The 14249-nt window shown below is 36.3% G+C and carries 12 protein-coding genes; 6 read left to right on the top strand and 6 right to left on the bottom strand.

What is annotated here, in order from left to right:
• Window positions 1–199: 199 nt before the first annotated feature.
• Window positions 200–1093, bottom strand: a complete 894-nt coding sequence (locus tag ACFS7Z_RS08795) for a LysR family transcriptional regulator (RefSeq protein ID WP_377483470.1) — start codon at window positions 1091–1093, stop codon at window positions 200–202.
• 97 nt (window positions 1094–1190) lie between these two features.
• On the opposite strand from ACFS7Z_RS08795, the gene ACFS7Z_RS08790 reads away from it, so the two are divergent.
• From ACFS7Z_RS08790 to ACFS7Z_RS08780, 3 genes are all read left to right on the top strand, one after another.
• Window positions 1191–1451 (top strand): CBU_0592 family membrane protein, encoded by a 261-nt coding sequence (locus ACFS7Z_RS08790; protein ID WP_377483469.1) that lies wholly within the window; start codon window positions 1191–1193, stop codon window positions 1449–1451.
• Between the two features lie 773 nt (window positions 1452–2224).
• Window positions 2225–3631 carry a hypothetical protein gene (locus ACFS7Z_RS08785; RefSeq protein WP_377483467.1) on the top strand — a complete coding sequence of 469 codons (1407 nt, stop codon included), beginning with the start codon at window positions 2225–2227 and terminating at the stop codon, window positions 3629–3631.
• Between the two features lie 642 nt (window positions 3632–4273).
• Entirely contained in the window at window positions 4274–5116 is an 843-nt protein-coding gene (locus ACFS7Z_RS08780) for a hypothetical protein (protein ID WP_377483465.1), read from the top strand.
• Between the two features lie 62 nt (window positions 5117–5178).
• Here ACFS7Z_RS08780 and ACFS7Z_RS08775 read toward each other — a convergent pair whose 3' ends face one another.
• Together ACFS7Z_RS08775 and ACFS7Z_RS08770 are read right to left on the bottom strand one after the other, a co-directional pair.
• Complete coding sequence (locus tag ACFS7Z_RS08775; protein WP_377483464.1) at window positions 5179–5334, bottom strand: DUF4113 domain-containing protein; 156 nt, start codon at window positions 5332–5334, stop codon at window positions 5179–5181.
• Window positions 5335–5969: 635 nt separating this feature from the next.
• Window positions 5970–6308: a hypothetical protein gene (locus tag ACFS7Z_RS08770; RefSeq protein WP_377483462.1), complete on the bottom strand. Its 339-nt coding sequence runs from the start codon at window positions 6306–6308 to the stop codon at window positions 5970–5972.
• Window positions 6309–6421: 113 nt separating this feature from the next.
• Here ACFS7Z_RS08770 and ACFS7Z_RS08765 point away from each other — a divergent pair, with 113 nt between their 5' ends.
• The 3 genes from ACFS7Z_RS08765 to ACFS7Z_RS08755 all read left to right on the top strand — a co-directional run bounded on the left by ACFS7Z_RS08765 (window position 6422) and on the right by ACFS7Z_RS08755 (window position 11282).
• Window positions 6422–7825 carry a hypothetical protein gene (locus tag ACFS7Z_RS08765; RefSeq protein ID WP_377483459.1) on the top strand — a complete coding sequence of 468 codons (1404 nt, stop codon included), beginning with the start codon at window positions 6422–6424 and terminating at the stop codon, window positions 7823–7825.
• A gap of 550 nt (window positions 7826–8375) precedes the next feature.
• Window positions 8376–9302: a hypothetical protein gene (locus tag ACFS7Z_RS08760; protein WP_377483457.1), complete on the top strand. Its 927-nt coding sequence runs from the start codon at window positions 8376–8378 to the stop codon at window positions 9300–9302.
• A gap of 249 nt (window positions 9303–9551) precedes the next feature.
• Entirely contained in the window at window positions 9552–11282 is a 1731-nt protein-coding gene (locus ACFS7Z_RS08755; protein ID WP_377483455.1) for a hypothetical protein, read from the top strand.
• Window positions 11283–11428: 146 nt separating this feature from the next.
• On the opposite strand, the gene ACFS7Z_RS08750 is transcribed toward ACFS7Z_RS08755, so the two are convergent.
• From ACFS7Z_RS08750 to ACFS7Z_RS08740, 3 genes are read right to left on the bottom strand one after another with little or no spacing between them, the layout of a single operon-like run.
• Window positions 11429–11794: an HIT family protein gene (locus ACFS7Z_RS08750; RefSeq protein WP_377483453.1), complete on the bottom strand. Its 366-nt coding sequence runs from the start codon at window positions 11792–11794 to the stop codon at window positions 11429–11431.
• A gap of 2 nt (window positions 11795–11796) precedes the next feature.
• Complete coding sequence (locus tag ACFS7Z_RS08745; protein WP_377483451.1) at window positions 11797–12816, bottom strand: HNH endonuclease domain-containing protein; 1020 nt, start codon at window positions 12814–12816, stop codon at window positions 11797–11799.
• Window positions 12817–12852: 36 nt separating this feature from the next.
• Window positions 12853–14094, bottom strand: a complete 1242-nt coding sequence (locus ACFS7Z_RS08740; protein ID WP_377483449.1) for a hypothetical protein — start codon at window positions 14092–14094, stop codon at window positions 12853–12855.
• Window positions 14095–14249 lie beyond the last annotated feature (155 nt).

Below are 14249 nucleotides of genomic sequence, written 5' to 3'. Positions count from 1 at the left end.
ATCCTAATAGCTATAGGAAACTAAGGCTTTTGCTTTGAAAATAAAACTGGCTGCGAGACTATGAATAGTGAAAATGACCAGAGCAGAGGAGAATAGTATAAACCGGAGAAAAATTGCATTGCGCAAAAACATGCTACTGGTCATAAATCCGGTTAACGGCTCATCTTGGCAGGAATAGTATAGGTGATGTGCTGGCTGGTCATTTACCCTCTCCGATATATTTACTGGCTGCTTCCGACACCTGTTGCAGAATGTTCCTCAACACAGGGCTGTTGTCGTTTTTCCGCCACGTCACGTAGAGGTTCATTTTGTAAGGCAGGGTAATAAAGCGCACGTTGGGCAATGCGCTGAACGAGTAAGAGTGCGGCAGGATGGAAACGCCAAGCCCCTTGGAGACTAACCCGAGCACCATGCCTCCGAAGTCCGTTTCGATGCGGACATCGGGCGTGAAGCTATAGTCTTCGAAGATTTGCCGGAGGCACGAAGTATAGAATGTTGTCTGTGCCAGGTTTGACAGGATGAACTTCTCGTTCTCTAAATCCTGAAACCCAGAGAAGTTCTGCTCATGCAAGTGGTGGCTCGAGGGCACGACAAGGGCAAATGGCTCCGAGTACAGGCAGGTTGACTGCAGCGAGGGGTTTTCAGCGGGGTCTCGCCTGAAAGCCATATCCATCTGGTAAGAGAGCAGCAATTGCTCAAAGCTGACGTCGGTTGGCTCCACCAGTTCCACTTTTAGCTCCGGCAGGGTGCGGGATATACTGGTGATAAGTTCTGGCATGAAACCATAAGCGATAGAACCGGGGTAACCTATCCTCACCGTGCCGAATGCTCCCTCGTGAATTTTCCTCGCCTGCAAGTGGATACGGTTTATCTCGTCAAGCAAAGGCAGCCACTGGTCTCTCAGGAATACGCCAGCCTCGGTTAGCTTCACGCTCCGCTTGCTTCTCTCAAAAAGCTGCACCCCAAGTTCATCCTCCAAAGCTTTGATTTGCCTGCTGAGCGCAGACTGCGTAATGAACATCCGCTCAGCAGTGTTCCAGAAGTGCAACTCCTGTGACAGCGCCAGAAAGTATTTTATCTGCTGAATCTCCATCTACACTAATCTGATTTTCGCATTAGTTAAGCCAATATTAGCATTTTTATACCCATCCGCATGCACTTACTTTACAATAAAATGAAGGTGTAGCGCCATGGTGTCACAACGTAAATATGTATGGGAGGGGATAGGTTGGGTAGGAGCGCTGTTTTCGCTTCTGGCTTTCAGCCTGAACAGTTTTGGTGTTATCAGCAGTCAGTCGGTGGAGTACCTGGGGATGAACATTGCTGGCTGCTTTTTCATGATTCTGTACGCAGTTTCAAAGAAAGCCCATGCCAGTTGGGTACTCAATACCATCTTTCTATTGATGGCTGTTATTGCGTTAGTGAGGGTGTATATGATGCAAGCTTACTGATGCTTTGCAGTTGAATAGTTCAACGTTCTTTCACATGCTGGACGTTCTTTTGGCTTGCCTGACCAGCCATAAAACCACTCATGCTATCTAACTGGTGCTACCGGATAGCACCACCACCATAAGTCTATTTGCATATGCAGGATAGCATTCATACAAATCAATCCTCTCAAATAACCGTAATAAAGCGTAAGTTTCAGTTTAAAATCTTATTCATGAGGACTTTTTTCAACCTTTTGATTCCATCTATTTTCTTAGTTTATCTGCCTAACAGAATCTGGGAAGAAGTGTATCAACCCCAACCTGACAAGTCTGGAATCTTGATTCTTACTTTGATGTTCCTGTTTGCCTTAGCGCTTTTTATCTACCGTTTAAACAGGTTTATGAAAAGGGAGAGCAGGTAAAATGTGATAGCCCAGGCTGCTGAAAGTATGAGATCTTGTCTGGATGTCTAAAGGCTCAACAGACCCGCGACAGCAAAAGAAGTTCATAAAGTTGTGCTACTTGCCAGGAAGAATGATGCTTACAGGTATGATAGTGAACAAAGGCTCCTTCGATACTTATAAGATGTGATACCCTGAAAACAAAAAAGCCACACATCTAAGTATGGCTTTTCTCTACTTGTGCACCCGAGAGTATTCGAACCCATTTACAAAGTGCCTAAATTGGTTAATTAAGGCACTTTTTAGACTAATGTTTGATTAATGTTTGATTAAAAATTGTATGTTATTTACCTTTGTTTTAGCTATTTATGATTTGTAAATAATCAAAGATAAATGTATTCAACTAAGGCATATCTACAAAAGCCCGATAAACAGGGTGTCGGACGTATTTATATCAGGTATACACATGACCGAAAAACGAATGCCATTAGCCTTGATAAAAAAGTTGAGGCATTCAAATTCGATTCTAAGAATGGATTAATTTACAATAAATATCCAGAAGCAGAATCCCTTAATTCAGCTATCAGAGAAGCACAACAGCTTATTGAAAAGGTAGCTGCAAGCCTTCGGACACCAGAATTTGCGCTGGTTAAAAAAGGTTTTCTTGAGCGTAGTGCTGAACTTAAGGCAAAGAAGAAACAGGAACGTTATAACAGGGTTATTCCTGATTTATACAATCACTTTGAGGCGGAAGAAATACCACAGCAGATTAAGGAATACCAGGAGAAGATAAATGAATTACTTGTCAAGCAGAGAGAACTCAGCGCAAAAGGTTATAAGAACGAAAGTGTGGAAGAGTTGGAATTCAGAAATTACCTGGCTGAATATCCAGATACTTTCAATTCAAAGAGTAAGTCAGCAAAAGCACACATCAATGTTTGGATAAAGGTATTGTTAGAGTTTTCAGAGAAAACAAACACTACATTAACATATGATATATTCGACTATAAATTTTATGACTCCTATGCAAAGTACCTGATGTACGACAGTGAACACAAGTATTTTAATAATAATTTTGGCAATCACGTAAAAAGACTGAAAGCGTTTTTGCAGTGGCTGGAAGATGATAAAGGGGTAACTGTAATCAACAAGGGATACAAAAAATATAAAGTTCTGAAAGAAGAAATCGAGATTATATACCTTACATCGGAAGAACTTGAATTACTGTGGAATCATAGAAGTGAGGTTGAAGCCCCGTTCGTTAAGTATATTGACCTTTGTGTTTTTGGTAATCTGACTGGTTTAAGATACTCAGATATTAAGCGTAGCTACTGGAAAATAGAAAATGGTTTTCTGCAAGGTAAAACCAAGAAAACAAAGGGAAATTATCAGATACCTCTGAAACTTGACAGTAGAATAGAAGAAATTCTGAAGAAATATAACTACAGTCTTAATTTGGTTTCTTCTGTTAAGTTTAACAAATACATCAAAACAATTTGTGGTGAACTTTTTAAGAAAAATGAGATTAACCAAATTCCAATACCAATCTGTCGTTATAAATTAAAAGATGAATTTATAACTTATCATCTAAAACATGAATTGATAGCCAGTCATTCGAGCAGGAGGGGCTTTTGTACAAGATTATGGCAAGACAGTTGGTCTGAGCGAGACATATTGCTGATGTTAGGGTCCAAGTCTAATGATGTGCTCCGAAAATACGTTCGTAATTCTACTGAGGATTTATTAAGAAAGGTTAATGAGAAATTGAAGCAAACTATAGTTTCAAATGTTGAGGAATAACTAAATCGGTATAGGGTGTCTAAGAATACTTGGGTTTAAGGTAAAGCCTTCTGTGACCTAATAGTGGCACTCCATGGTCTATCAGTAGCTGTAGCACCACATCTTTCCCATTGTCCATCCCATAAGAGCAGCACTCAGCATAGTTTACCTTCTGACACGCCTCTACCTGTGGTGTCCTGTCTTACTCAGCATACCTAATTCTTTAGCAAAGCACTTGGCTTTTATATTAAATAGCGATGAGTCTTAACCAGTGGTTCTACACCTTCTGGCTTCTGCTGCTCAACTGCATTCATTGTGTCTGAGCAATACATGAGGCATTGTCTAAGAGATTCAGTGGCTACCGATGCGAGTGCTTTACATACTATTTTGAATAACCTGTAGCCGTATTAATTGGATATAAATGGACATTTACGGTAAGCGGAAAGGAAATGGATTGTTCTCCATTTTCTTCAACTCACCATCATTGCATTACGGTGTTGATTCAATTAATATAAAAGATGGATAATCATGTTATAGCTATTCATTTAAAAAGTTCAGAATAGTAAATACAATGATACGTATAATAAGTATGGCAAAAATAACTTGATATAATTACTGTTAATAGAGTTAAGGATAGATTGTTGAATTGCTTAAAGAGGTGAAATGTGTCAAAGCCTTGATTTTATTAGTGCAGCTGAAAAGTGGACAGAAGGTGAATCCCTCTCAGATTACTGTCTCTATGGGCTTTCGTTTGTGTGGATTGGGAGAATTGGGCAGATTATTCAATTTCTTGGCGGTTTTACGATAGTAGCTGAAATTATTGGAAGGGAAAAAATCTTAGTTTACCGAGATAATATAGAAAGCCTTATAAATATTCGAGAGTTCATCAGGAAGACAAGAAATGACATTAAATTGTTAAAAATCTATGTTAATCTTAATTTCTTTATTAATAATATTCCCTTTGCTTTATACATAAGAGAAAAAGCTAAAGAACGATATCAAGTTAATTTCTTTTATAGGGATTTGATAAGATTCAGAAAGGAATATGAGGAATGGAGACAAGCTCATTCTATTGAATATGAAAAGTGGCAAGAAAAAAGAAATCTTATACGACCACATAAAAAAAGATTTTCAAGATTTGTGTTTAATGTTGGGCTTCCATTCACCTTTATTTTTTTATGTTTTTGTATATATATGCTGTTTTGTATTTATGGAATTACTTTCAAAACTTTAACAATATTTGTAATTCTGTTTGTGCCTCTATTACTGAGTGGCTTATATTCTTCGATAGTAGTAGGGCTTTTTTTAATGCTATTAATATTAATGTTGCCTATTCTGTATATTCCATTCTTACTATTGAGGGTAATCATAGCTTTCTTCATTGAAATATTTGTTTTCAAACTGGCCCTATGTTATCTCAATTTTGCACAAAAAGAGAGCATATTTAAGTTAACAGGATTCTTTTTGATCTCGATTGGATTTCTAATTGCTTTGTTTTCAGATTAAATTATAGGTAGCTATCTATGATGAAGGCATGAAATAATCTTAAGATTTTCCCGCTGTGCTAATCACTTCACATAAACATTTTGTATCTCACTGAGCCTGGTGGTATAGCAAGGTGATTTGAAGTCGCTCTTCAACTGCCATGAGTTATCTGTACCCTGTGTGGCAACTCTTATCTTTCCTCTGCCGAAGCGGTCAGTCATGTTATCTATGACACCCATAAGTTTTGCATGCTTATCCCTATCCACCGTATCCAGCAGGTCTAACTGAATCTGGTTCTATGGCACTATCTCCGTTACATACACACCAGATTTATGTCATTTTCAATCTTTGTAATAACAGTACTAATAAAAGAGATACTTTTGCTGCCATCCCTTTTCTTTTTAGGTTAAGGCTTCACTAAATTATTGGCTTATACAGGAACTGATGGACAGCTTCTTTGCTCCCTGCTATTTTAATCGCTTCTGTATGAACTCCTGTAAGTCTTCTTCATATTTACCATACTCATCGTTCAACAACTCAAATGGGAGGAATCTATCTGTCACGCCAGCAGCTATATGTTGCTTCAGATTTCTAATTACATCTTCTCGGAGGTTGTAATCAGGTAAAATCTTGATTAAGCGTACTCGTTATTAGTGTTAACAACCTTGTACTTTCTGCTTAGTTGAGCAAAGGCTGCTTTAGCACTCTGTACGTGTTGATTTTCTTCGAAAAGTATTTCTGCTCAAATGTTCTTTGATGGATCATCATCAACCAAAGGAATCATGGAGGAAACAGGAATAAGATTAAAGCTTACATCTTTGGTTGTAGTAGCTAGATTATAACTTATAATTATCACAATTACTGCTCTGCTTAATTAAACGTGAAACAACGCACTTTCCTGCCTTTTCAGGTCACTGCTTTTCTCACTGGCTGCTTTGTTGGAGTATGTAATGATGTAGACATCTTCTATCTTCTTGTCAGTGTTGTAGCTATTGTATTGATTGATTCGATTGCTTTTAAATCGGTTGTATGTGCTTGCCGTTGGAATATAGCTATCATAGTTGAACCTTATTGAATCTGGACTGATAACTGGCATTTTTTTTAACTTTGCCACACGTGCTGCTTCTCTTGCTTCAATTTTAGCTTTTTCTCGGGCAAGCATGTTTTCTCTATCTGCTACTAATCTTTTACCCCCTTTCTGATCATCAATCATTCTGAATCACATTCAAGAAAACCACATTCCCTTTTTCGTTTTGAATACTATTAATGAAACATTATTTTTATATATATTGTATCGATAATACAATATATATAAAAATAATGTTTATGATAAAGAAACTTTGTTGTTTGAGTAATGCAGTTGTGATTGTGTTGCTTGTTTCGTTATGCTCATGTTCTTCATTGAATGAAGAAAGAAATGAAGCTGAAATAGAAATAGTCGCAAGTAGCATAATGAATGATACAATTGCTATGCAGATGGCTACTAATAGTAGTGATGCATATGTACACCCTGAACCATATCCAGATGGTGGATTTGTCGGATTTGATGTGTGGGAATGGAAACCACGTAGCTGGAAGGACTTACGTGAAAGATATTCTGGACGATTTTATGATACTACTTCATACAAATCCGAATTGCCTGATATCAATGGAGTTATGTTAGATTGTGAAAATCCTCCACACATACTTTATTCACCCGTTGCATCTTATAAAACAGACAGCACACATGTCATTTTCTTCAATATGGGATTGGGTTATGGAAACGAAGGAGATTACTGTGAAAAATTAAGAAATGAAAGGGGTTATATAGGAGCAGCCGCTTATAAAAAAACAAAAGAAGGATGGGTATTATCAAAAAGAGTTTTTGATTTTATTCCAATGGCAAAAATCGGATTAGGAGATATTTATTCCTGTTATTTCGGTGATGCAGGTAATATCGCAGGTTCACCAGCGGTAGTTATTTACATAAACAATAAGGAATCAGATAGTTATGATGATTTTGAATCTCGTTTTTATGATTATGGTTTAAACATGATAAATCGAGATCATGCAGATGTTGTACTCTTCAAGCATGAAATAGATGTTAATAATTATTTTCAACCGCTGCCATCAAAATCGTTACGCACAATAGCCAGAGATGTCTATGAGACATTCAAAAATAAAACCAAAGCTACTCTACCACCATTCGAAGATGTGTCACCTATTTTCACAACATCACGCTCCCGCTACACAGGTATTACATATTATAAGCATTATGCACGGTATAGTGATCATTTAGAGAAAGATACAATTTTATTAAAAGGTGAAATAAACATTTATAATCTTGGTAAAGATGATGAAAAAGTATATTATGATGGTATCTGGTATAACTATCATGATGGTCTTGCTCATAATTTGAATAACAAGTTGCTTAATCAAAGTGTTGTTGATATAGCAGATGTGGATATACTATATGATAACATAAGAGATGAAGAAAGCAGATCTTACAATACCAGACAGACGTATCTTACGGATGGTCAAAAATGTTCATTATGCTCAGTCGGAAGGTACGTTAGCGGTACATGTAACATGTGTGGAACAGTATCAAGTGAAAAAGAGTCAAAATATTTAGATGATTTTAGATCAGATCATGAAGATAGTCCATGTAGATTTTGTCAAGGTACTGGAAGAATAAGTGGTGGTGAGTGTGCTCAATGTTTAGGCACTGGTGTTTCGCCTCGAATCTACTAAGCAGCACATACCTATAAATGAAAAAGCCTACATCTTATTGTAGGCTTTTTCATTTATAGGTATGTGGATTTTTAATGAATATACTAAGTGTAACTGGTAGTGCTGAACTTGTAAAGCTAATTTAAACATCTCTCCAGAATGTTCAGTTGGAATATGCCCATTGTGCGCAACGCCTTGGTTGATGATATTAAATTTTAGCCCGCACTGACACATAGTCTATATGATGTTTCTCATGCAAGGTCTGTTAAAGCGTATTAAGTACCTCAGATATATTGTTCATTGATGAGTTCAACAGGGAATACATTCCATATGCTTTCATATTATCAGCACAGGGCTTCAACACCGATAGGAAACCCGTTTGTATCTAACGCTCGTCCAGTCATAATTTTTTTTTAATCAGGTGAGAGAATCACAGGTATTTGAATGGTTATCGTGTCAATTTGTTGATAATTAGCTTATAGTGTTTATAAACATTAGGATTTTAAGATATTTATTACTATCTTTGTACCAGAAAATCCTAATACCCATCTTCCAACTAAACCCATTCTAAATGACCCAAACCGTTCTTCAATCGCCTCAATGTGTTACAGATAATTTCAAACATGCATTACAGGAACGGTTGAAGGATAGGAAAAACCTAGTCTATTTTGCCTCTGGTAGAAGCATCAGAAACGGCTACTCTGACCTTCCCTATGAGAATGTAGTGCTGGTGGATAGATGCTTCAAGGAAGTGTTGTCAGTACATGGAAAAGTGCTTTGTATAGGGCTTGATTCAGTTCAAGCTACAGCTTTATTCAAACAGATTAATGCGAAGTTTGATGCCTTTGTATGTATAAACGAAGGACTTAGTGAAGGTGGTGGCCACTATCCTATCCACGGTAACTGGAGTTTGAGTAACATTCTGCCTATTCTGAAGGATGAATACCTGCATATCGCCTGTCCTGAATACTACGGCCAGAGAAAGTGGAAGAAGATGTCGGACCTACCTCAGCAGGCGGTGTTGTTAAGTGAAAAAGACTCTGGCTATATTGACCCTAAAATGTTCTCTGATTATCATAAATATGGCAAAGAGTTCTGCGTCTGGAAGGTAACGAAACAAGCAGGTGAGCCAGTCTCATTCAAGTGTGGGAATAGAGAGATTGCCGTTCAGAGAGCTAACATTTGGGATGCCTATGAGTTGGATGCCTTATTCGTGCGCTGTTCTCCAGGAGAGGCCCAAAACCTAAAAAGCGTGGCTCCCAGAGCCGAAATCCTTAAAGATCATACCTTTGAGCAGATACTAAGATACTGCAACAGAAACAAAATTTCTAAGTTAGGCTTGTCGCCTTGGCTTAGACATAATTATGATGGATTTTTAACCTTTTTGGAAGTGAATGAAGAGAGGTTTCCTTATCCGCAGCAAATACACTTCTACCACCTTCATAAGAACGACTTTCAGCAGCTATATGCGAGAGCAAAGCAACATGAAGAATGTTAGCAATCGCTGTAATGAAGCTGTAGAAGCTGCTAGATTGGCATGGGAGAGTAGAGGTTATAGTAGCCCTCTATATCTCAGACAGAATCTTTACTATCTTTTATTGTTCTGATCATTTGGCCTTGAAGCTTTGATATATGTTTTTTTTTTGCGCCTAAAACTATACTTAGCTTAGCATTGACTGTTACCGTATGTTGCAGATATTGTAATTGGAATGCTTCATTCACCTTTTATGAGAAGATTTATTAAAACATGTCATTAGTTAGAAAACAAACAGTAGGATATAAAGATATTTTCGAAGAAGCACCAAGCACAATTGGTGCTTATTTAACAGGTATCCCCAGAAACCTACTACTTAAGGCTGCCACTTTCTTTCTAGGTTTGGCAAGAAGCAATTCAAAGTTTAGAAATCATGTTGACTTACTAAGCATGTTTTTTAATCAGGAAAATAATGATTTTGCGAATGACTTATACAGTAGACTCAAAGATATTGAGCAAGATACAGGCGCTGAGTTAATTATCATAAATAACCACAGTAGTCTTAGACTATTTGAGTACAGTTTTGATCATATATCTGAAAACCGTACACAAACTGACAGTGAAGCAGAAATCAATATATTTAAAGCTTATCTTCTGTTTAATCAGCACTTATCTGATTTTGATTCAATTGCAGGAAATTCTACAAAAGAGCTCACAGAGTTGCAGTTTGCTGCGCTTTGCTTATCTCAATCGTACGTTTACTCAGATATTGAGAACTATAACATAAATGAGATTTTTATTGCCCAACTTATCAAAGCAATTTTTTTATTTGAATTTTTAGAATCACGCTCAGACACTCAATACCTTTTAGCTAACTTCTTAGAGCATTTTGGATGTGAAACATGGAAAGAGTATTTGAAGAAAATACTTCCAATGATGATCTCTGCAATCAATAAAAAAAATGAGGGTAGTGTTGAATTAACAGTGATAGAAGATGAAGAGTATACAAGGAATTGCCTATTGTTTGAGAAACTGATTGTAAGTGAAGCACAAATTATAGAAGATACTGATTTTAAAAAACTTAGGTCGGCTCCATTTTATAAAGTTAATGATGGAGTATATCAGATTATATTTGATTTGTTTGTTGTTGAGAAGCTTTTCAAAGGGTTGTATTTTCAACTAAATGAATTAAACAGTTCTTTACCTAAGTCTGAAAGGGTAAAAGATTTCAGGAGAATTTACACAGATGATTTTTCTGAAAAATATATACTGTACAGTATATTACAATCAATTTATAGTAAAAGGTATAAAAAGTACAATGGTGAAGATATACTCAGATTAGGTTATAATGCTGAGCCAGACTACTATTTAAGGAATGGCAATAGTTTATTCTTATTTGAATCGAAGGATATATTAGTTCAGGCTGAGGTTAAGGTTTCTTATGATTACCAACAGATCGAAGCAGCATTTAAAAAAAAATTATATTTTGATGACTCAAATGGCAAAGTAGAGAAAAAAGCTGTTCTACAGCTCGTATTCAACATTGAGAGGGTACTGAAAAAATCCTTTAACTTTGATATAAATTATAAATCATCATCGCTAAAAATTTATCCGATTATTATACTGCATGAACGGCAATATAATTTGGCAGGATTGAATGTAATTGTTAACCAGTGGTTTCAAAAAGAATTACTAGAACTAAAAAGACGAGGTGTTGGTGTACAAGGAGTTAAACCCGTAACTATAATTGATATAGACACTTTTTTGTTATACCAAGATTATTTGAAATTCAATAAGGTTAAGTTAGATAATTTGTTAGATCTATATTTTGAACATGTTCAGATAAAAAAAAAGAAGAAGTATCTAAACTATCATCATTTAGAAGAAGCCATTAACAACTCTGTTATACCCTTCTCAATATTTTTAAGTAACTACTTAAATGGTAGAGGTATATACCCTACACCAAAGATGCTATCAGAAAAAGGATTTTCTCTTTTCCATTGATCGCCACTCAATATGTATAGTGGTGGTAGTTTAGTAAAAGCCTATAATAATCATTGCTCTGAATCCAGTACTCTTAGTTCTTTATCCTCTTGCTTCTATCTCTAATTGGGAGAGACATAATCACTATTAAAATTATAAGTATATAATCAATAATAGCCCTTACCAGCCACACAATGCCTTACACCACCTCTTGGGTCTTCCATGTCACCCTTGTATCGTGGTATAAGATGGCAGTGGAAGTGCATAACGGTTTGTCCAGCTACTTCACCGCAGTTCATTCCGATGTTATAGCCATCTGGTATAAATTCCTGCTCTATTAGCTTCTTACATTTCTCAATAACTTTTACCAGATGGAGTTTCTCATCTTCAGTTAAGTCAAAGTAGTCAGACCTTAGCATATTAGAAATGATAAGCGAGTGACCATCAGAAACAGGATACTTATCCCTGATGATGAAGAACATTTCGTCTTTATAGATTACTCTATCCTCTGGTATTTCGTGAAAAACGCTCATAGCTAAAATGTAGATGGTAGCTCTATATCTGGTTTCCAGGTATGAATGGAATTGTTCTTTGCAATGTCGTAGTGGTGTTGTAGAAATGCCCTGCGTTTTTCAGGTGTATTGCCAGTCTGATTAACAATAGTTTCCGATAAGGGATGCTTGCTTGCAATGAAAAACTCATTCCTGTTGTAAAGACGATTCAGGTATTTTATGTCAGGAACTGTTGCATTCTTCTTCCGATTTACGCTACTGTCAGCCAACACCAGATTCCATACACCATTAATATTAGCTGGAAAATGATTTTGTTTATTAAGATGTGGTAGGAAATGGTCTACATCACAAATGTTAGGGGAGAGGCTGTTTACAGAAATGTCCTGAAAGCTGTAGAAGCACTTACCTTTCTGGTATCCATTGAGTGAGTCACGAACGGAAGTGATGTTAACCCTGCGCATGGTGTTGTTCTCAATGAAGAGCAGCTCTTTACCTTCATCGTACTGCACTTCCAGGAGAGTTGGGTTAATGTTGAGGTTCCACGCTGTCTCCACCAGATTCCATCTGGATTCAGTTTCCTGTCCGAAGTTATGAAACTGGAAAGACTCTTTCAGTTTCAGTAGGTTATCAGTAATTACAATCTCTTTTTTACCGTTGGTATAGTTCTTCTGATAAAATGGGTCAGGAACAGCATCTCTGTTTACCATCTGGAATGCATCTACCACATTCACAAACCCGAGCCGTTCTGTTTGAACCAGTAGTTGTTCCTTTGTGATTTGGCTGTTTATAAAGCTCCTGCAAGTGCCTAAGAACTTACTTGATGATGAGCTTCCCTGTTTATCATTTTTTCTCAGGTGGTCTACTACATGCCTTGAAAAAGGCTCTGCGAGGTCGGTGAGCGTAATCTTTGTCCTTTCTTGCTCAACCAGTTCAAGCAAAGCCTTGGCAAAGGCGAACTTGTAGGTTGCCGTATTCTTTCCGAACAGGATAATAGCCCTCCACTGAGATTCGAGTGATGGGTCGTTAATCAGAAATTTAACCATAAGGAACAGTTGCGTTTCTAAAGCGTGAAGGTAGATTTACTTATAGTTGTTCTGTATATAATTCCGAACAACCATAGTGAAATGATTATCCACAGTAGAACTGAGAACTTTCTTAGAAGAGCTTTTAAGTTCACTATAATAGTAATCCATATCCACTTTTACTATTTTGTTAGAGGGTAATAACTGGTTTAATGTCCTTTCTCGTATTATCTGTCCACAATAAATTAAATCGTAGATGTCATGAGTAGTAGTTGTTTCTCTGTTATCATCCCCAACTTTATAGGTGCTTGTTTTTTTTTCAACAATTTTATTGAGAACAAAGACCTTCTCGAGATCCCAATTTTTATAATCACTACCATGTTCAACAAACAGAACCTCACATTGCTTAAGATAAGCATCATCTAGTGTCTTGTTTATGTTATTGCGAGTATCAACTACTATTTTCTTTCTGTAATGATTATCTGGGGGTAGGTTATCTAATCTTAGTCCATAGGTTTTAAAGCTCAATTCAGAAGCAGTAAATAATTTTTCTAAATGGGTTTGTATTCTTTCTAATGCTAAACCAAAAGCCTTTGTAACTAATGGGTTAATCACATTAGGATAAGAATTAGACTTAGGGAGAATAAATGTTTCAGGAACTGAATATTTTCTTTCATAGTCAGACCAGTTGATATTTATTATAGCAGGATAATCAACTAATGACAAAGTGTAGTTTTGTTTATCTAAGTAAATGCTTCTTTCCCCAAAATCTAGCACATGGATGTTTTCTGCCAATTCCTTTGTACAAGCATACTTACCTAGTGCCTGTACAAATTGTACAAATTTTTCACCTTTGATAATAAGGTTAAGTTCTTCTTCAATCTTTAGATTTTCAATTTGCTCTTTTATTTTCTCTGCTTCCTGTAAAAGCTTTATTTTTTTATCAGCCTTAGTTTTAGCTAATTGATAGATGTCTTTTAAATCTTCTTGAGTAAGGGATGGAAGTTCAAAATTAGTCTGTGTATCATTATTTAATGTAGTTGTTTGTTGATGAAGATGTATCCAATAGGTCTTTTTTGCTTCTATACCAAGTATATTACCACCATCTGATATGTTGAAAGAAACTGCTTTAGCTGTATCATAACATACTATCTTGCCATTATTATTGTAGAGTCCTTTATAAGAATAATAAGCCCCCACTTGTATCAAATATTTGTGTATATACTTAGAATTACCTCGTTCATCATTTACAATTTTATAAATGTCTTCTTTAGTTAATAATATGTTTTCAACAAGCATAAAAGCTATATATTAATGCAGCAGGGAAATTGATAAGTTGAAAAAAAGGAAATTAATAAAAGAACAACTTGTTTAAAGTAAAGTATTACATTGTAAGGATATATAAATAAAATTATGATTCAATTATCAAGCATTTTACTCAGCTCCTGAAACTC

The organism is Pontibacter toksunensis (assembly GCF_042686245.1).
GTDB classification, from domain to species: Bacteria; Bacteroidota; Bacteroidia; order Cytophagales; family Hymenobacteraceae; genus Pontibacter; species Pontibacter toksunensis.
Note: the sequence above shows the minus strand (reverse complement) of the source record. Positions and strands in the feature narration are given on the sequence as shown.